This window comes from Pseudoalteromonas sp. APM04, assembly GCF_022809815.1.
In the GTDB taxonomy this organism is placed as follows: Bacteria; Pseudomonadota; Gammaproteobacteria; order Enterobacterales; family Alteromonadaceae; genus Pseudoalteromonas; species Pseudoalteromonas marina.
Genome location: NZ_CP094441.1, coordinates 1,617,749 through 1,638,128, shown reverse-complemented (window position 1 = coordinate 1,638,128; position 20,380 = coordinate 1,617,749). Strand labels below are relative to the sequence as shown.

The window sequence follows — 20,380 nt, the reverse complement described above, 5'->3', positions numbered from 1 at the left end:
CAGGCGCAAAACTTTGCGATTTATCAATTTAGGCCTATATAATGGCCTCAGATTGACGAGGAAGTATTTTATGACCGAACATCAAAATGTAGATCACGCAGAAATAGCAAAGTTTGAAGCCATCGCAGAGCGTTGGTGGGATTTAGAGGGTGAGTTTAAACCTCTTCACGAAATTAATCCGTTACGCCTAGATTTTATTGCAAATAAAACACAAGGTTTATTTGATAAAGAAACACTCGATGTTGGCTGTGGTGGGGGTATTTTAAGCCAAAGTATGGCACGTATGGGGGCAAAGGTAACAGGTATTGATATGGGACAAGAGCCTTTGACTGTCGCTAAATTACACAGCCTAGAAACGGGTGTTAATGTAGATTACATAAAAATACCCGCAGAACAGTTTGCTGAAGAACACCCTGAACGATTTGACGTTGTTACGTGTATGGAAATGCTCGAACACGTTCCAGACCCTGCTTCAATTATTCACGCCGTTGCCAAACTTGCAAAACCTGGCGCTGATGTTTTTTTCTCTACCCTCAATAAAACACCGAAAGCCTACTTGTACGCAATTGTAGGTGCTGAAAAACTATTAAAAATGGTTCCAGAGGGAACTCACGATCACAAAAAGTTTATTAAACCGGCGCAGCTAATTGCGTGGGCCGAGCAAGCGGGCTTAAAAGTACGTGCAAGCTCAGGACTTTCGTATAACCCCTTCTCTAAACAATACACACTTAATAATGATGTTAGTGTTAATTATATCCTTCATTTTGAGAAGTTGGTGTAATGAAGAGCGCAGGTTCATCATTAGAACTTTATCAATATGATGCGTTTTTGTTTGATTTAGACGGCACCTTACTCGACACAGCTGACGATTTAGGCGCTGCACTTAATAGTGTACTACGAGCAAATCAAATTGCCGAAGTAACAAGCGAAATATATCGCCCAGCGGCTTCTAATGGTGCGGCAGCTTTATTGGAAGCGGGTTTTAAAGAGTTGTGGCCCTCTCTTGCACAAGCACAGTTGATAAAACAATTGGTCGATAGCTATGCCCAAAACATTGCGAAATACACCCAATGCTTTGCCGGTATTGAACCACTACTGATCTCACTTGATCACAAAAAGATCAAATGGGGGATCATGACAAACAAGCCCGGCTTTTTAACTGAGCCGCTTGTCGCTTCGATCCCTGCTTTAAAAAATGCGGCGGTTGTAATTAGCGGTGATACGCTTGAAGAAGCCAAACCCTCTCCTCTACCTTTACTTCATTGCGCAAAACTAATGGACGTAATACCAGCTCGCTGTTTGTATATAGGTGATGCCGAACGAGACATTCAAGCGGGTAAAGCAGCAGGTATGCCTACAGCTACTGCTCTGTGGGGGTACAGTCCAAGCGATGCAGAAGCACTTACTTGGAAAGCTGATTTTAACTGGCGCAGCCCTATTGACGCATTTAACCATATATAGTGCCCATTTTAGATATAAACACTATATATTGTGATTGTGTTAGTTTTTACGCAAAGCTTGATGATAAAAAAAGCAGCCGAAATTTATTTTCAAAATGTGTAAATTTAGTCGATCCTGAGTTGATTTTTAAAAATTTCAACTTCAATGAATGATCAAAGGTTAATGCCTACTAACACAAATACGTTATCCCAACGTTATCCACAAATAGGGGCAATTATGCCCCTTGCAAATCAACTCAGACCACACTATCTTGTGATCTCTAAATTGAACAACACCAGATATTGTGGCCAAATGTTATTCAATTAAATTTACCTCATTGGGTAAAACTTATAAAAAATGAGCACTACTTCTCTTTTTGAGACGTACAACATTGGTCAAAAATACATTATCCCCAAGGAATACAGGCAAAGCTATGAACCAACAGTTATCTGTAAGCAAACGTGACGGGCGCAAAGAGCCTCTTGATCTTGATAAGATCCATCGCGTTATAGAATGGGCCGCCGAAGGTTTAAATAACGTTTCGGTTTCACAGGTTGAATTAAAGTCACATATTCAATTTTATGATGGTATTCGTACAAAAGATATTCACGAAACGATTATCAAAGCGGCTGCCGATCAGATTTCTAAAGAATCACCTGATTACCAGTATCTTGCTGCGCGTTTAGCTGTATTCCACTTACGTAAAAAAGCATACGGTCAATTCGAGCCTCCACGTTTATTTGATCACGTAACAAAAATGGTGAGTGATAAACGTTACGATGCTCACTTACTTGCTGATTATACAGAGCAAGAATTTGACGAATTAGACGAATACCTTGACCACTCACGCGATCTTAATTTTAGTTACGCTGCAGTTAAGCAATTAGAAGGTAAATACCTAGTTCAAAACCGTGTAACGGGTGAGATTTATGAAAGCGCACAGTTTTTATATATTTTAGTGGCTGCAAGCTTATTTGCAGATTACCCACGAGAAACACGAGTTTCATATATAAAACGTTTTTACGACGCGGTATCGTTATTTAAAATTTCATTGCCTACGCCAATCATGGCTGGTGTACGTACGCCTACTCGTCAATTTAGCTCTTGCGTACTTATTGAATGTGGCGACAGCCTTGATTCAATCAATGCAACATCGTCAGCTATTGTAAAATACGTTTCTCAGCGTGCTGGTATCGGTATTAATGCTGGTCGTATCCGTGCATTAGGAAGCCATATTCGTAATGGCGAAGCATACCACACTGGTTGTATCCCTTTTTACAAGCACTTTCAAACAGCTGTTAAGAGTTGTTCGCAAGGTGGTGTTCGCGGCGGCGCAGCAACCCTATTCTACCCGCTATGGCATTTAGAAGTAGAGAACCTTTTAGTTCTTAAAAATAACCGTGGTGTTGATGACAACCGTGTTCGTCATTTAGATTACGGCGTACAGTTTAATAAGTTAATGTATTCTCGTTTGATTAAAGACGATTACATCACGTTATTTAGCCCATCAGACGTGCCAGGTCTTTACGATGCGTTTTTTGAAGATCAAGACGAATTTGATGCCTTATATGTTAAATACGAACAAGACGAGTCAATTCGTAAAAAGCGTATTAAAGCCATTGAATTGTTCTCTGTGTTTGCTCAAGAGCGTGCAAGTACTGGCCGCATATACTTACAGAATGTAGATCACTGTAATACACATAGCCCGTTTATAGCGAAAGTTGCGCCAATACGTCAGTCTAACTTGTGTTTAGAAATTGCATTACCGACTAAACCACTTAACAACGTTAACGACGAAGAAGGCGAAATTGCATTATGTACATTGTCTGCTTTCAACCTAGGTGCGCTTGAGTCTCTAGATGAACTAGAAGAGCTTGCGGAGCTAGCAGTACGTGCACTCGATAACTTACTCGACTTCCAAGACTACCCAGTACCAGCTGCCAAAAACGCAACAATGGGACGTCGTACGTTAGGAATAGGTGTAATCAACTATGCCTACTACTTAGCTAAAAATGGTAAGCGTTATTCAGACGGCAGTGCAAATGCACTAACACATAAAACATTCGAAGCTATTCAATACTACTTGATGAAAGCGTCAAACGAACTTGCAAAAGAACGTGGTGCATGTCCTAAGTTTAACGAAACAACGTATTCTCAAGGCATTATGCCAACAGATACGTATAAAACAGACTTAGATAAAATTTGTGATGAGCCACTGCACCTTGATTGGGATGCACTGCGTAAGAGCATACAAGAACACGGTATGCGTAACTCAACACTAAGCGCATTAATGCCATCAGAAACGTCATCGCAAATCTCGAACGCAACAAATGGTATCGAGCCGCCACGCGGTCACATTAGTGTTAAAGCAAGTAAAGATGGTATTTTAAAACAAGTTGTACCTGAGTACGAACGTTTGAAAGACAACTATGAGTTACTTTGGGACATTCCTTCTAATGATGGTTACTTACAGCTTGTCGGTATCATGCAAAAATTTGTTGACCAAACTATTTCTGCAAACACAAATTATGATCCAAATAAATTTGAAGGCGGTAAAGTACCTATGAAAGTCTTATTAAAAGACTTACTTAGCGCCTACAAATTGGGGGTCAAAACGTTGTATTACCATAATACCCGTGATGGCGCATCTGATGCACAAGACGACACTCCAGAAGTGGAAGATGACGATTGTGCAGGCGGCGCGTGTAAAATATAGTCGTTAATTTTATCTTAAGCGGGCATGCAGCCCGCTTTGTTCTGATAGTTTTTTGAGTGATAAACATGTCTTATACTACTTTTAGTCGTAATCATAATAACCAAATGCAAGAGCCAATGTTTTTTGGCCAGACCGTTAACGTATCGCGTTACGATCAACAAAAATATCCTATTTTTGAAAAGTTAATTGAAAAGCAACTGTCTTTCTTTTGGCGACCAGAAGAAGTAGATGTGAGTAAAGACCGTTTAGATTTTCAGGCGCTACCAGAGCATGAAAAGCACATATTTTTAAGTAACTTAAAATATCAAACACTGCTTGATAGTGTACAAGGCCGCTCTCCTAACGTTGCGCTACTACCTATCGTGTCTATCCCAGAACTTGAAACCTGGATAGAAACGTGGGCATTTAGTGAAACAATTCACAGCCGTTCATACACGCACATTATTCGTAACGTAACACAATCACCAGAGCTTATTTTTGATGACATAGTTAGCAACGATAAAATTAGCGAGCGCGCTGATGCAGTAACAACTTATTACGATGATTTAATTAACTCTGTTTCACTTTACAACCTTTACGGTGAAGGCAAGCATGAAATCAACGGTAAAACAGTGGTTGTAAACTTATTCGAGCTGAAAAAGAAACTTTACCTCGCTATGATGTCGGTAAACATTCTTGAAGCAATTCGTTTTTATGTCAGCTTTGCTTGTTCATTTGCATTTGCTGAGCGTGAACTTATGGAAGGTAACGCTAAGATAATTAAACTAATTGCACGTGACGAAGCACTTCATCTTTCGGGTACACAGCATATTTTAAATATCATGCAAGACGGCAAAGACGATCCAGAAATGGCAATCGTTGCAGCTCAATGTCGCGATGAAGCAATTAAAATGTTTGTACAAGCTGCCGAGCAAGAGAAAGAATGGGCAGAGTACCTATTCAAAGATGGCTCTATGATTGGCTTAAACAAGCATATTTTATGTCAGTATGTTGAATATATTACTAACGCACGTATGACTGCTATTGGTTTGCCAGCCCAATTTGAAAACAACAGTAACCCTATCCCATGGATCAACTCATGGTTAGTGTCTGATAATGTTCAGGTTGCACCACAAGAGGCAGAAATTAGTTCATACCTTGTAGGTCAAATAGATTCACAAGTTGATGCTGCTGAATTTGGTGACTTTGACTTATAATGAATAACGAAACGACTGCAAGTGTTACACTTGCAGAAAACAGCCAGCGCATTGAATATAGCCCTGGCTGCCCTTCTCTTTTACACTGCTTAGAATCTCAAAAAATAGACGTTGCTTATCAATGTCGTGAAGGCTACTGCGGTGCTTGCAGAGCAACTTTAGTATCTGGCAATGTTAAATATAATGAAGAGCCACTCGCGTTTGTTCGTGATGGTGAAATACTTTTATGCTGTAGCAAGCCAAACGGCAATATAAGTATTAATCTAAAATAATTAATAGCTTTATAACAGCCCCATCTTTACTGGGCATTATAATGTTTATTAGTAAAACGATAATGACCAGTAATCTTATAATCAAATAGCATTTCGCTTATTTCTGGTCCTCGCCCTATATTATGTACAATTTGAACATTCTCGGCGCTGCTTAAAGCTTCCGTAACAACCATGCCTATATGGGGTAAGTTACCGGGTAACATCCAAGTAACTATATCACCAACTTTATAATCACGTGAGTTACTTGAAATAGTTAACTCTGTGCCTTGACGCTTAAAAAATACTTGAAGGTTAGGTACACGCCTGTGGTCGATATTTTTATCAGGTTTTTTTAAACCCCAAATTCGCTCAGACGGATACATCACAAAATTTGCTCGAATATCTTCATGTACTCTTTGTTGTAAATCCACACCCAATTGGCTGTAAGCGCGAATAATAACATCGGTACACACACCAATATTACTTGGTACATCACCACCGGGATAGGTCATTGAATAATAACTGCCGTCATAAGTAATATTGTGTGTTGTTCTTTCAATCAGAGCTGCGGATATTTGCTGATTGAAAGAGTTAGCAAACGAACAAAAAGGTAAAAACGTAAATAAATATAAACCGTATTTAAACATAATCACCCTTTTAAAAACGCTATACGCCAAAGCTTTAATTAGCCTTCTTCTTCAACAAGTGACTCTAACAAGTCATGAATCTCTGCTTTAAGTACTTTGTCTTCTATTTTATTTGCACTGACTTTGGCACTTTGAAGATTTTTTATAGCCTCTTCTTTTTGGCCCATCTCAAGTTGTAGTGTCGCCATAGAAAAAGCAACCGACGACATATGGTCTTTATTATTAATAGCAATAGATTTTGCTAGTGCCTTCTCGTAGGTAGTAATAGCATCTTCTAACTCTTCTGTAAAATCAGCCAGTGTTTCCCACTGAACAGGATGATCTTTAGAGGTATTTTCGTTTTCTTCACAAATTGCTTTTAGTTTAGAAAAAAGTAACTCAAAGCGTTTGCGATCATTTTTATTCGCCGCACTCATTAATTCTTCAGCCAAATCATGTACCGCTTTGTATACTTTTGTATTCATCATTACTTATCACCCCTAATGTATTTATGCTTAAAATAGCAAAATATAAATTTAAATGGCTCATTAAATATGCCCTTAGGCCGATCATACAACATTAAAGTGTATAGCAAACGATTTAACTCCAGGGGCAGTAGCTAAAAATGTATTTTTGATAAGGTTTACCTATTTTATAGATAGTAGAGCGCTCTAAAAGACTTAACTATTGTGGATTTGTAAATATCAGAACGAAAAATAATATTTGGTAAGCTCTTTCAGGCTATAAACTTAAATGCTTAGGGTTAATAAAAAATAATAATTTCAAACAATTTAACACGAGCTGTTAAACTAATAATTGTAAAAATTATATAAAGATGAATAAATCATGAAAGAGTGTAACCAGTGTGGTAAGTGCTGTACCAAATATGGTGGTGGTGACCTCGATGTATCATCAGAAGAAATTGAAATGTGGGCGCTCTTTAATCCCGAAATTTATCAATATGTACAAAACAATAAAATTTGGTTTGATCCGAACACAGGTGATAAATTAAATAACTGCCCTTTTTTAGCAATTGAACCTAAAAAAGATGAAGGTGCTCGCGATAAATTCATATGTAATATTTACCTAGACCGACCTGAAGATTGCCGCCAATACCCTAGCCTAATAGCCGAAATGCTACGTGACGAATGTGAAATGCTAGAGCCTACTGACTTAAAAAACCAAAAACGTGCACAATACAAGCTTGATGTACTAATGATTGATAGCAGATAAAATACCAACCTGAGTGATTTATCATCATTTTTAGTTGATTAAACGCAAATGCAAAAGTTATAGTATAACATTGTTGATTCAAAAATTATGAACTGTTATATTATATCACAACATGTAATCACCAAATAATTTACTAATGACAAAGTTAACATTAATTTCTTCTGCCATTTTATCGGTTTTATGCACCCAATCCGCCCTAGCTGCAACAATAACAGGTAAGGTAATAAACGATAAAAATCAACCTATTGAAAACGCTTCCATTCATGTTCATGGAAAAAATCAAACTATAAAAAGTAATGAGCTTGGCGAATTCTCAATTGAAATTGACGCTAACAGCCAACTTCATATCAGTAAAGACAACTACGTAGATTCAAGAATAACGGTTACTGAATCGTCAAACAATGTCACGGTTTCACTTTTACCAACCTCGGTTGAAACCGTTGTGGTTTATGCATCTGCGCTACACAAAAGCAGCTTAGAAATGATTTCACCGGTAAGCGTTCTGTCGGGTGATGAGTTAAGAAATAAATCTAAAACAACACTTGGCGAAACACTAAAAGGTTTACCTGGTGTTAATGCAAGCTACTTTGGCCCTGTATCCTCAAGCCCTATTATTCGAGGTTTAGATGGTCCTCGCGTTAAAATCACCCAAAACGGATTAGATGCTAGTGATGCATCGCGCATTGGACCAGACCATGCAACCTCAAGCGACAGCTTAGCAGCTGAACAAATTGAAGTACTTCGTGGACCAAGTACACTTTTGTATGGCTCAGGTGCAATTGGTGGTGTGGTAAATGTGGTTGATAACCGTATTCCAACGAGTAATTTAGATGATTTAACCGGTGCCGCTGAGTACAGCCATGACACGGTTTCTAACTCAAATACCGTGGCCGCAAAACTAGAAACAGGAAATGACGGATTTAACTTTCATTTTGATGGGACTAAACGCAGTGGCGATGACTATGAAACGCCTACATTTACAGTAACTGACGAAGATGGCGACATAGAAACTGAAAACTCAGTAAAAAACACGTTTATTGATAGCGAAACACTAAATTTTGGTACTAGCTACGTTAGCGAGCACCTTACTGTTGGATTTTCTTACGGTAGTATAGAAACTGACTATGGAATACCTGGACATGAACATCATCATGAGCATGATCACGAAGGTGAAACTGAAGAAGAACATGCAGAACATGAGGATGAAAAAGAAGGCGAAGAAGCTGTTTTTGCACAGCTAGAGCAAGACCGTTGGCAAGGCTTAGTCAGCTATGCGCTTCACAATAACTGGATAGAGACAATCAACCTACGTATAGGTTATACAGACTATTCACACAGTGAAATTGAAGATGGTGAAATTGGTACCACGTTCACTAATAAAACTACCGAAGCGCGTTTAAACGTAGAACATAAGTTCGCGGACTGGCATGGTATGTTAGGCTATCATTACAGCGATTCTGACTACGACGCAATTGGTGATGAAGCATTTACTCCAGCCAGTATAACAACCTCAAATGCACTTTATGTGTTAGAAGAACGCGTGTTTGGTGATGTAACTTTAGAGCTTGGAGCTCGTATTGAAGATTACAAAATTGAAAGTAATATATCTTCAGCTGAGCATCATCATGACCATGATGAAGAAGTTGAAGAAGAACATGAAGAAGAACATGAAGAAGAGATAATTGCCTACAGTGAAAGCTTTACTAACGTAAGTGCATCTGCAGGGGCTATTTGGCAATATACGCCAGGACAAAGTTTAGCACTGAGTCTATCTCATTCTGAGCGTGCGCCGCTTTCTGCTGAGCTGTTATCTAATGGTCTACACATTGCAACAGGTACTTACGAACTTGGCTTAGGTTACCACATCGAAGATAACGAAGCCCACTTTGAACCTGAGGACATTAAACAAGAAAAATCAACTAACCTTGATTTAAGCTTTAGACGCTTTAGCGGAGATTTTGGTTACACTGTAAACTTTTTCTATAACGATATTAAAAATTTCTATTTACAAGAAAATACGGGCTTAGTTTACGATGAAGAAGAGGGTTTAGAATCAGCTGTTGGTGCACACGACGATGCAGTGGCTGTTTACCAATTTAAAAGTAAAGATGCAGAGCTCTATGGATTTGAGTTCGATGCACACTACCAAATTACACCAAACACAATGGTTAAAGTATTTGGTGACTCTACCCGCGCTAAACTTAAAAGTAATGAAGGCAACTTGCCGCGTATACCAGCAAATAAGTTAGGCTCTGAGTTACAGTATGATTTAGGTAACCTACAACTAACGTTAACTGGCACACATTACTTCGATCAAAATGATATCACTGCGTTTGAAAGCCAAACGGATGGTTATACGTTATTTGATGCTCAAGCTAACTACCAATTAGGGTTAGGTGCTGTTGATGCTCAATTTTATATAAATGTTGATAACCTGACTGATGAGCTTGGGTTTGTTCATACCTCATTTATAAAAGATAAAGCCCCTCTTCCAGGTAGAAATATTCGCTTGGGTGTTCGCGGCTACTTTTAATCATTAAAAGCTATGCTTTGAGATTAAAGTGTTTAATTAATAACTCCCTTTTGAAACCGCATTTTTAAATGCGGTTTTTTTTAATGACTTGCTTTGTAATTGGCGTTTGGCGTTTGGCGTTTGGCGTTAATCATTTTAAAAGTGACTATGCGTATTGCCTGACAATAATTAAAGGTAATTTTTATAGGCACAAAAAAACCGCGCTAATAATAAGCGCGGTTTTTTAACTAACTTAATAACGACTATTAAGAAAGGATTTCGTGTAGCTCAACATCAAATACAAGCGTTGAGAAAGGTGCAATTGCAGCACCTGCACCACGTTCACCATAAGCTAGCTCATGAGGAACGTAAATACGCCATTTAGTGCCTACTGGCATCATTTGTAAAGCTTCAGTCCAACCTTTGATCACGCCACCTACTGGGAATTCAGCTGGTTGACCGCGCTCGTAAGAGCTATCAAATACTGTACCGTTAATTAATGTACCGTGGTAATCAACACGTACTGTAGACTCAGCAGTTGGCTTTTCGCCTTCACCTGTTGCTAATACTTCATATTGAAGACCAGACTCAGTAACAGTGATTTCAGGACGTTTTGCGTTTTCTTCTAAGAATGCAATACCTTCAGCAGAAAGTACTTTTGACTCTTCTTCACGACGAGCTTGAATCTCTTCGTTAACTTTTTCAAATGCAGCTTGGATCTCTGGGATCTCAACTTGAAAAGCGCTACCTGCGTACGCATCTTTCATGCCTTCAAACACTGAATTTAGGTTTAAGCCTTCAAAAGGATTAGACTTAAGTTGCTCACCCATTTGTAAGCCAATACCGTAACTTGCTTTTTCAGCATCTGTAGTAAAATTATCTGACATAATGTGTTTTTCACGTTTTGTTAGTTAAAAGACATGAGTATGCTATCACAAAATAACGCACGTTTGGTGCTAGTTTTTATTGAGTTTTACCTTTAACAGACCAACAATAAAGCAACTAAGTATCAAACTGAATAAAAATCCGGCAAGCAATGAAAAAGTTAATAAACTATCGGTGCCGCCAATAATAATTGGTACAGCGACTAATCCAACTACACCAATAAAAACTGAGGCAACTATGGGCCATTTTGTATCGTACTTAGTAATTAAGTGGGCCACTAAAATATTAAAACCTACACCATATGCAAACGCTGTAATTAATGGGTGTTCTGGTTGTGCATCGGCTGCCATTTTAATTAGTACGCTCATGCCGCTTTGGTAACAGTAACCAAACACGATCCATAAAAGAATGTGTTTTAAAAGCTGTGCACTCATAGGAATAGTTGCTTTGTCTGTCATTTATCAAACCCCAGATAGCAAAAAACCGCCATAAGGCGGTTTTTTAAATAATGGTGGAGAGATAGGGATTTGAACCCTAGATAGGCTACAAACCTATGCCGGTTTTCAAGACCGGTGCATTCGACCACTCTGCCATCTCTCCGTACGGCGCGAATAATATGGGTTATCGAGATATTTGTAAAGCTTTAAATGTAAAAAAATAAAATTTAATCTAGTAGCGTAAAAAAACTATCACTTATTCATTTTAAGATTTTAAAAATAGCGGTTACTAATAATACTGTTTAGGCCTACGCGCAATCCAAGAACACACTAAGCAAACCAACAAGCTCAATGAGAAAAAAGTAACCCCTTGAAAAATTAAATCAAAACGGTTTAAGTCGTCACTTGGCACAATGACAAACATAAAAGTAGGCAGAATACTCAACATAAGTACATAACAACACACTTTAAATGCACGTCCAAAATCAAATCGTTTAGATTGTTGCATCCACCAAGTAAGTAGTACCAATACACTGACGGCTGAACCGGCAATAAAAGGGGCAGCATTTGTACTCATTGCTACATATAACGTAACAAACGCACCTAAAAGCCCCCAAATTGACCAAGCGAGCCAGTTTTCTTTTTCACGTAAAAATAAATTTCCCATAATTTAAGTCTTCTTTATCGTTATTATTTTGAGACTCTCCATACATTATCAAAAAACAACCGATTAAAAAACAATCTGCAGAAGAATTATCAAGTTATTTAGCATCCATGCCCTTCTTGCAGTTTCTCACTGACAATAATAATCAGTGGTTAAAATTTACACTCAATTATAAGTGACCCTATATGTATGTAAAAGTTCACACTTATTTATAAATCCGTAAAATAAGTTTCCGGTTTATGTCTTGGAGATTTTTTACAATCGACGGCAGGTGTACCTATATACAAGTAACCCACAATTTCATCTAACTCGTTTAAATTAAGCGCTAGCTTAACCGCATTACTTTGTGCAAAATAACCCGTGCGCCAAATACCCCCTAACCCTTGTGCAAATGCGGCTTGTTGCATTGCAAGTACGCTACACCCTGCGCTTTGCACTTGCTCGATACGAGGAACTTTAGGATGTTGTTGATATTTAGCAATGGCAATGATGATCATTGGAGCACGAAGCGGTAATTCTTTAGCTCGGTTTATAACTTTATCTTCTTGTTGCTCTGCCACAGCACTCTCGTGGTAAATCGACCCTAACTTTTCACGCGCTTGCCCTTCAACAACAATAAATTGCCATGGCGCTATGCAACCATGATCGGGGACACGAAGTGCAGCTTGTTTAATAATATTAAGCTGCTCAATTGATGGGCCAGGCTCTGTTAGTTTTGAGTCGGATTGGCGAGTTAATAAAAGCTCAATAGCGTCCATAATTATTTCTCGATATTTAAAACGCTAGGGTAACATTTTAAGTCTGTGTTGATAAATATTGAAATAAAAACGCCAGCAAAAAATAATTTTTGCTGGCGTATATAAACTTACGTTAAATTTACTCTTTAAAGACACTTCTTCTGAGCCAATAATCAACGCTTACAAAACGCCCACCTCCGGTGAAAAATAAACTCAGGAGCATTGCGAAATAAATGGCAGCAAATTCTATCCCATTATTTAAAATTGAAGGTTTACCTTTTTCGTACAGGTAATCTACAAACCCATGCTCATCGACTATTGATCGTATTTTGCCAATTCGCTCTTGTACTTCAACTGAGTTTTCAAGACTTTCTTTGGCGCCGGGTATAGACAACCAATCAAGTACCTGAGCTGCACTCGTGTCAGGGTTAGTCGGAGCAATTGCAAACCAGCCGTTGTGCCAATGCACTGATGTTGCAGCAACAACCATAGTAAACATTAGAGGAATACTTACGAGGCGAGTCAATAGGCCTAATAATAAAAACCAACCTCCCAAAAATTCGCTCCAACCAGCTAAAAATGCAAGTAAGTCGGGAAACGGTAAACCCAAGCCCCATTCACTATTTCCAAACCATTGCACAACATCAGGTGATGCTAATAAATTATTGAAAAAGCCAGTAGCATCGCCGCTGATGGCGAGCTTATTATAACCCGCGATAATCATCACAGGGGCTAAAATTAATCTAAAAAGTAAAGGAGGTAACCCATCTAAAAATGATAGTTTACCTATTGCAGCTACATAGAAGCGAGTCAGTGTGTTCATGCGTATCCTGTGTTTAATGTTTATTTAGTTATAGACTATAAACAACCAAGACCGCATGAATTACCAAACTATTTCAACTTGTCGAAAGGTTAAATACTTCTCGCTATTTGAAGGGCTTCAAAAATAGCGCGCTTAGCATCAATTGCAGCAGCGAGTTTAGCGCCACCAATAACGTGTACTTTAGCGTTTTCAGCATGAGGCTTTACAACTTCATCATTTGAAACTTGACCAATACACGCAATAACAGTGTCGACCGGTAAAACCTGAGTTTCACCACCAACTGTAATAGTTAAACCCTTGCTATCAAAGCTTTGATACTGACAATCTGCAATTTGTTTTACACCATGCTGCTTAGCTACTTGACGATGGATCCAACCTGTTGTTTTTCCAAGTTCACTACCAAATCGGCCAGCGCTTCTTTTTAACATGTACAACTGACGCTCGTCTTTGTGTGGCTTCGGTTCACATTCAATTCCCCACTGCGTTTTAAACTCATCAATGGTTTGTGATTTATGTTCACTTAAAAATGCCACCATATCAAAACCAATGCCGCCAGCACCTAAAATGGCAATAGAGTTGCCTAACTCGACTTCGCCACGAATTACTTCATCGTATGCAAATACGCGTTTGTTATCACCACATTTAATTGACGCCTCACGTGGGCGAACACCCGTTGCAAATACAATATCGTCGTACTGTGTCAGCATTGACTCGTTGTATGACGTTTCGAGTTTAACCGCTACATCTAAACGTTCTAGCTCATTAATAAAGTATGCCAGTGTATGATTAAAGTCTTCTTTGCCAGGTATTTGCATGGCTAAATTAAATTGGCCACCCATTTGCGCTTTTTGGTCAATCAAAGTGACCTTATGACCTTTTTGAGCCAAATAACAACTTGCGGATAAGCCAGCAGGGCCTGCGCCCACAACAAGTACATTTTTTGAGTTTGTCGCTTTATTGAGCGGGTAATCAAGCTCAAAAGCCGCTTGAGGATTAACCAAGCAGGTTGCACGTTTATTTTTAAATACATGATCTAAACAGCCTTGGTTACAGCCAATACAAATGTTAATTTGTTTTGTTTGATCGTTTTGATATTTATTAAAAAACTCAGGATCAGCTAATAAAGGTCTAGCCATTGATATGAGGTCGGCTTCACCTGCATTTAAAATGTCATTTGCAATGTCAGGTGTATTAATACGGTTTACTGCAATGACTGGAACGCTAACAACACTTTTTAAGCGCTTAGACGCTTCTTTAAAGGCTCCTGGTGGAACCATACTAGCAATCGTAGGAACGCGCGCTTCATGCCAGCCAATACCCGTATTAAAAATATCAACCCCGGCTTTTTCAAGCTCAGTGGCTTGAATAACCACTTCATCAGGAGTGGACCCATCAGGGATTAGATCCATAACCGACAGTCTAAATATAATTAAAAATTTATCAGATACTTTAGCCCTAACCGCTTTGACTATTTCAAGCGCTAGGCGCATTCTGTTTTCAAGGCATCCACCAAATTCGTCTTCGCGTTTGTTTGTGTGTGGCGCCATGAATTCATTAATCAAATAACCTTCAGACCCCATTACCTCAACGCCATCATACCCAGCTTTTTCAGCCATATAAGCAGAGTGCGCAAAGTCTTTAATCGTTTTTTTAATTGAGCTCAGTGACATTTCTTTAGGCTTGTAGGGATTAATTGGAGCCTGAATAGCACTAGGTGCCTGATTGAAAGGATGATAAGCATACCGACCCGCATGCAGTAACTGTAAACAAATTTTCCCACCATGTTTATGAACAGCGTCTGTGTATGCGCGATGCTTAAAAACATCATAATAACTGTTAAAAGAAGACGATATTGGCGTTAACTTGCCTCGCAGGTTCGGGCTATAGCCACCGGTAATGAGCATGGCTGTGCCGCCTTTTGCACGGGCTTCATAAAATGCACGTAAACGTTTTCTGTTATGCCATCCCTCTTCGAGGCCCGTATGCATTGAGCCCATAACTAATCTGTTTCGTAATTGTGTGTGTTTTAATTGTAGTTGTTGTTCTAACATCTCATGCCCCATTAACTGGTCTAACCTGTGTAGATTCACTAATTCTGCTTTAATGATAACGAATAAGCAATATTTGCATGTATTTAATTAATACTTAAGACACGCTTAAAATACGTACTCATCTCAAAATTACTATTTAATGCGAGCGTGTATAGCATAATAAATCCATTGTTTTCGGTAGCTTGAACGTATTTATAAACACTTCGTTACGATTTAGCAGTTAAATTTATATTTATTCTAGGATAAGATGAAACAAATGTATTAGCTGTACCAAATTAAGGAGCTATTTTGATAGCAAAAATTTTCAAAGGTATTTGGGCTGGAATAAACTTTTCTCGTCGATTAATAATCAACTTTTTGTTTGTGCTACTTGTTATTGTATTTATTGCAGGTATATCAAGCGATGATGATAAAATTATTGTAGAGGAAGGCTCTGTTCTTAGGTTGAACCTAAATGGTCCATTGGTTGAAGAAAAGTTATATGTAGATCCTATTGAAGCGGCTTTAAATGACGCAACATCAGGTAACGACGAGCCAAGTGAGATTTTACTCGATGATGTTGTTGAAGTCATAAACGAAGCAGCAAAAGATAGTCGTATTAGTGTACTACTTCTTGATTTACAAGAAATGCCTAAAGCGCATTTAAATAAACTTAAACAAATTACCAACGCTATTGAAGGCTTCAAACAGGCTGGTAAAAAAGTAATCGCTACAGGTTACTACTACACGCAAGCGCAGTATTACATTGCTGCACATGCTGACGAAATAGCGATGCATCCGTATGGAAGCGTAGCTATTGAAGGTTACGGCATGTACCCACTGTATTTTAAAGACGCACTAGAAAAGCTAGAAGTAACACAGCATATTTTTAGAGTAGGTACATTTAAATCAGCTGTTGAACCCTTTATCCGTAACGATATGTCTGATGCGGCTAAAGAAGCAAACCGTGTATGGTTAGGTGCACTTTGGAATGAATATAAGCAAGATGTTTCTGCTGTACGTCCATTCGATGAGTCAAACTTTGATGAAACTATGGATGTTTACCTAGAAAAAATGCAAGCGGCTAACGGTGATGCTGGTAAATATGCACTCGATAATCAATGGGTTGATTCGCTTAAAACAACTCAGCAAATACGCCAACAATTGATAGATTTAGTGGGTGCGCAAGAAGATGGTAAAACATTTAAACACGTATCGTTTCGTCAATACCTGAGCCTGGTTAAGCCTCCTGTCGTTTTTGATAACCCAATTACTGAGAAAGTAGCGGTTGTTGTAGCGAGAGGAACAATTGTAGATGGTGAGCGCAGAGCGGGCGAAATTGGTGGTGACTCTACCGCTGCCCTTCTTCGTAAAGCAAGACTTGATGATAAAGTAAAAGCAGTGGTACTTCGTATTGATTCAGGTGGCGGTAGTATGTTCGCATCTGAAGTTATTCGCGCAGAGGTATTAGCTCTAAAAGCAGCCGGTAAACCTGTTATCGCATCAATGAGTTCTGTTGCGGCATCTGGCGGTTACTGGATTGCATCTGCTGCAAACGAAATTTGGGCTGCACCAAGTACGATTACAGGGTCGATTGGTGTATTTGGTACATTTATGACATTTGAAAATACATTATCAAAAATTGGGGTGTATTCTGATGGTGTTGCAACCACCGAAATGGCAGGTTTTTCTGTCACTCGCCCACTTAACGAAAAAATGGCTCAAGTTATTCAAATGAGTGTTGAAGAGGCTTACGGTCGATTTTTGAATGTTGTAGCTCAGGCTCGAGGCATGACGCCTGAGGAAGTTGATGCAATTGCGCAAGGTCGAGTTTGGATTGCTTCTCAAGCACTTGAACTGGGATTAATTGATAAGCTAGGTGATAAGCAAGATGCAATTGATGCTGCAGCCGCCCTTGCTAAGTTAGAAAACTACGATGTTAAAACAATCACACAAGATTTGAGCCCGCAAGAAAAAATGCTACAAGACATTTTTGGAAGTGCATCAGTGAAATCGATGTTGGGTCTTCAAACAAAAGCACCATCTGTTTTAGCAACACAAGCTAATTTAAACAGCGTCATTCAACAACTGAGTAGTGAAGTTGAAAGCCTCAAGGATTATAACGATCCACAGGGTGTGTACGCTCGTTGTTTAGAGTGTAAAGTTGCACAATAAAGATGCGTGATTCACACTCGTTGCTTTATTTACACTAGCGACAGGTTATACTAAGCCCAGTTTTTTTACTGGGCTTTTTTTATGAAACGTAAACGCATTTATATCGCTTATACCGGCGGTACCATAGGAATGAAAAAATCAAGTCGGGGTTACATTCCCGCAGAAGGTTTCTTAACCGAAACGGTTATGAACAATGCCGAATTTAATCGTGATGAAATGCCCTTATTTGATATTCACGAATACTGTCCACTTATTGATTCATCTGACATGTCCCCTGCGCACTGGCAACTTATTGCAGATGATATAAAAAGCAAATATCAGCAATACGACGGCTTTGTTGTACTGCATGGTACAGACACCATGGCCTATACTGCATCCGCACTTTCATTCATGTTTGATAATTTAACTAAACCCGTTATTGTTACCGGATCGCAAATTCCACTTTCTCAACTACGATCTGACGGACAGGTTAATTTGTTAAATGCAATGTACTTAGCTGCTAATTACCCAATTGCAGAAGTGAGTCTGTTTTTTAATAACCAGTTATTTAGAGGTAATAGAGCTACTAAAGCACATGCAGATGGTTTTGATGCCTTTGCTTCACCAAATTTAGAGCCTCTTGCATTATCAGGCATTAATATTCAACTTATTAAAGGCCAACTAAGTCCTTATGTTGAAAACGAACTTCAAGTAACCACAATAACACCACAGCCAATTGGCGTACTTTATTTATACCCAGGAATAAGTACCGAGGTTGTGAAGAGCCTTGTAAACGATAACATTAAGGCTTTAGTGTTATTAAGCTTTGGCGTGGGTAATGCACCTCAAGACGATAAGTTTTTATCTGTTTTAAGTGAAGCAAGTAATAAAGGAATGATTATTGTTAATTTAACACAATGCCTAAAAGGCCAAGTCAATATGGGCGGTTATGCAACCGGCAACGCATTATTAAATATTGGCGTTATTAGTGGGTATGATATGACTTTAGAAGCCTGCCTAACCAAACTACATTGCCTATTCAGCCAGAATCTAGAAATCGAGACTATTCGCCACTTAATGCAAGATAATATGCGTGGTGAATTAACAAGATAAAGAGTTACACATCTGCAGAATCAAAAAAGGCACGCTTATAGCGTGCCTTTTTGTCTAATAAAGAATTAACGAACTTTAGCGTCAATCTCAACTAGGTCAGTCAAATGGCAGGTTTCACCACTATGGGTTTTAATGCCATGCTCACCAAAATAATCACGCTGGGCTTGAACTAGGTGCCCATTACTTGGTGTTGTTAACGTTGCTAAGTAAGTTTGTGTAGAGCTTAATACAGGAAACGCTAAACCAGACATAACAGCTTGTCCTGTTATCTTACGTAGTGCATTAGCCTCTTTATCGAGTGAATCTATAAATTCGACTCCTTGCGCCACGCTATCTAGGTAGTCAGCTCGAATAATACAACCTGCACGCCAAGTTTGTAATGTTTTCGACAAATCAACTTTCCACTGGTGTGTACGAGATGCGCCTTTAATTAGCGCTAAACCTTGGCGATACGCAAGTAAACTAGCCAGTGTAAATGCATCTTTAAGCTCTTCAAGGTCAATATCAACGATATTGGTTGATTTTGAAGCGTACGTCATTTCTTGTGCAGCGGTTGTATCGCAGGCATTGGTTAGGTGTCTGGCTTGAACAGCAGCGACAAGTGATGGCACTGCAATTCCTAACTCTAGCGCGTTTTGTGCAGTCCACAAACCTGTACCTTTAGCGCCAACTTTATTATCAATAAGGTCGACTAGTGGCTCATTTTTATCATTTTCAAGGGTTAATATGTGGCTAGAGATAGAAAGTAAGTAACTATTTAACTGCCCTTGTGACCACTCATCAAATATTGCAGCTACTTCTTTTGGAGAACGGTTAGTTCCTGAGCGTAGTAATTGATACATTTCTGCAATGAGTTGCATAAGTGCATATTCAATGCCGTTGTGAACCATTTTAACAAAGTGTCCACTTGCCGATTGGCCAACACGTGCAAAACAAGAGCTACCATTGTAACTTGCAGCTACTTTTTCAAACCATGGTTCAATACGTTCCCAGCCACCTTCTGACCCACTGGCCATCATTGCTGGGCCATGGCGGGCACCTTCTGCACCACCTGAAATACCCATGGTGGCAAACTCAAATTTATTTTGGTATTTAAGTTTACGCGTAATACCATCTTTATAATTACTGTTACCACAATCAACTATAATATCATCACACTCTACGCCTGCGTTTACCAGTTCATTACAAACGGTATCTACTAACTCACCCGCAGGAACAAGTAATAAAATAGAACGAGGTGCTTCTAAACGCCTTACCATGTCTCCTAAATCAGAAACAATGTGAAGTTTGTCAGCCATGCCTTGAGATTTAGCACAACTTATTAACTCTTCACCCGCATGTGGGTTTTTGTCATAAGCAACAAGCGTTATCCCCTTTTCTATCAAATTTAGGGCAAGATTTTTCCCCATAACGCCTAACCCGACTAATGCAACTTGCATTTAGTGTCCTCCTCGGTAACAACTATTTGGTTAGAAAATTCAATGTATTCATTCAATAATACCGCATGCTTTATACGTATACAGTAATAAAATACTAACAATGAGCCAATACAAAGTAATATTT

Annotated in this window: 18 protein-coding genes and 1 tRNA gene; 9 read left to right on the top strand and 10 right to left on the bottom strand. The window is 38.9% G+C overall.

Annotated elements, in window-relative coordinates:
• The first annotated feature begins 70 nt into the window (after window positions 1-70).
• The 5 genes from ubiG to yfaE all read left to right on the top strand — a co-directional run bounded on the left by ubiG (window position 71) and on the right by yfaE (window position 5,624).
• A complete protein-coding gene (gene ubiG / locus MTP24_RS07705; protein WP_010557415.1) occupies window positions 71-781 on the top strand; it encodes a bifunctional 2-polyprenyl-6-hydroxyphenol methylase/3-demethylubiquinol 3-O-methyltransferase UbiG in 711 nt (236 codons plus the stop codon).
• Window positions 781-1,461 (top strand): HAD-IA family hydrolase, encoded by a 681-nt coding sequence (locus MTP24_RS07700; RefSeq protein WP_243533556.1) that lies wholly within the window; start codon window positions 781-783, stop codon window positions 1,459-1,461. The genes ubiG and MTP24_RS07700 overlap by 1 nt, the downstream gene beginning before the upstream one ends.
• Before the next feature lie 412 nt (window positions 1,462-1,873).
• Entirely contained in the window at window positions 1,874-4,156 is a 2,283-nt protein-coding gene (nrdA, locus tag MTP24_RS07695) for a class 1a ribonucleoside-diphosphate reductase subunit alpha (protein ID WP_008132948.1), read from the top strand.
• 65 nt (window positions 4,157-4,221) lie between these two features.
• On the top strand, window positions 4,222-5,352 hold the full coding sequence (gene nrdB / locus MTP24_RS07690) for a class Ia ribonucleoside-diphosphate reductase subunit beta (RefSeq protein WP_006794448.1): 1,131 nt from the start codon (window positions 4,222-4,224) through the stop codon (window positions 5,350-5,352).
• Window positions 5,352-5,624: a class I ribonucleotide reductase maintenance protein YfaE gene (gene yfaE, locus MTP24_RS07685; protein WP_010557418.1), complete on the top strand. Its 273-nt coding sequence runs from the start codon at window positions 5,352-5,354 to the stop codon at window positions 5,622-5,624. Before nrdB ends, yfaE begins: the two co-directional genes overlap by 1 nt.
• A 26-nt stretch (window positions 5,625-5,650) precedes the next feature.
• Here yfaE and MTP24_RS07680 read toward each other — a convergent pair whose 3' ends face one another.
• Entirely contained in the window at window positions 5,651-6,250 is a 600-nt protein-coding gene (locus tag MTP24_RS07680) for a DUF1287 domain-containing protein (RefSeq protein ID WP_243533554.1), read from the bottom strand.
• A gap of 38 nt (window positions 6,251-6,288) precedes the next feature.
• Entirely contained in the window at window positions 6,289-6,717 is a 429-nt protein-coding gene (locus tag MTP24_RS07675) for a tetratricopeptide repeat protein (RefSeq protein ID WP_243533552.1), read from the bottom strand.
• Window positions 6,718-7,075: 358 nt separating this feature from the next.
• On the opposite strand from MTP24_RS07675, the gene MTP24_RS07670 reads away from it, so the two are divergent.
• Window positions 7,076-7,462 carry a YkgJ family cysteine cluster protein gene (locus MTP24_RS07670; protein ID WP_243533550.1) on the top strand — a complete coding sequence of 129 codons (387 nt, stop codon included), beginning with the start codon at window positions 7,076-7,078 and terminating at the stop codon, window positions 7,460-7,462.
• Between the two features lie 136 nt (window positions 7,463-7,598).
• On the top strand, window positions 7,599-9,995 hold the full coding sequence (locus MTP24_RS07665) for a TonB-dependent receptor (protein WP_243533548.1): 2,397 nt from the start codon (window positions 7,599-7,601) through the stop codon (window positions 9,993-9,995).
• 245 nt (window positions 9,996-10,240) lie between these two features.
• Here the strand turns inward: MTP24_RS07665 and MTP24_RS07660 are convergent, their stop codons facing one another.
• The 7 genes from MTP24_RS07660 to MTP24_RS07630 form a co-directional block, all read right to left on the bottom strand.
• A complete protein-coding gene (locus tag MTP24_RS07660; protein WP_006794455.1) occupies window positions 10,241-10,861 on the bottom strand; it encodes an FKBP-type peptidyl-prolyl cis-trans isomerase in 621 nt (206 codons plus the stop codon).
• A gap of 69 nt (window positions 10,862-10,930) precedes the next feature.
• Window positions 10,931-11,317 carry a hypothetical protein gene (locus tag MTP24_RS07655; RefSeq protein WP_243533547.1) on the bottom strand — a complete coding sequence of 129 codons (387 nt, stop codon included), beginning with the start codon at window positions 11,315-11,317 and terminating at the stop codon, window positions 10,931-10,933.
• A 51-nt stretch (window positions 11,318-11,368) separates the two neighbouring features.
• Window positions 11,369-11,459, bottom strand: a tRNA-Ser gene (locus tag MTP24_RS07650).
• A gap of 126 nt (window positions 11,460-11,585) precedes the next feature.
• Window positions 11,586-11,963 (bottom strand): hypothetical protein, encoded by a 378-nt coding sequence (locus MTP24_RS07645; protein WP_006794457.1) that lies wholly within the window; start codon window positions 11,961-11,963, stop codon window positions 11,586-11,588.
• A gap of 206 nt (window positions 11,964-12,169) precedes the next feature.
• Window positions 12,170-12,718, bottom strand: coding sequence for an NAD(P)H nitroreductase (locus MTP24_RS07640; RefSeq protein WP_006794458.1), 549 nt, complete (start codon window positions 12,716-12,718; stop codon window positions 12,170-12,172).
• 118 nt (window positions 12,719-12,836) lie between these two features.
• Window positions 12,837-13,520, bottom strand: coding sequence for a DoxX family protein (locus MTP24_RS07635; protein ID WP_006794459.1), 684 nt, complete (start codon window positions 13,518-13,520; stop codon window positions 12,837-12,839).
• A gap of 89 nt (window positions 13,521-13,609) precedes the next feature.
• Window positions 13,610-15,571, bottom strand: coding sequence for an NADPH-dependent 2,4-dienoyl-CoA reductase (locus MTP24_RS07630; protein ID WP_243533545.1), 1,962 nt, complete (start codon window positions 15,569-15,571; stop codon window positions 13,610-13,612).
• Between the two features lie 288 nt (window positions 15,572-15,859).
• On the opposite strand from MTP24_RS07630, the gene sppA reads away from it, so the two are divergent.
• Complete coding sequence (gene sppA / locus MTP24_RS07625) at window positions 15,860-17,725, top strand: signal peptide peptidase SppA (protein WP_243533543.1); 1,866 nt, start codon at window positions 15,860-15,862, stop codon at window positions 17,723-17,725.
• A gap of 81 nt (window positions 17,726-17,806) precedes the next feature.
• Entirely contained in the window at window positions 17,807-18,817 is a 1,011-nt protein-coding gene (gene ansA, locus MTP24_RS07620) for an asparaginase (protein ID WP_006794462.1), read from the top strand.
• Window positions 18,818-18,882: 65 nt separating this feature from the next.
• On the opposite strand, the gene gndA is transcribed toward ansA, so the two are convergent.
• Window positions 18,883-20,256: an NADP-dependent phosphogluconate dehydrogenase gene (gene gndA, locus MTP24_RS07615; RefSeq protein WP_039036907.1), complete on the bottom strand. Its 1,374-nt coding sequence runs from the start codon at window positions 20,254-20,256 to the stop codon at window positions 18,883-18,885.
• Window positions 20,257-20,380 lie beyond the last annotated feature (124 nt).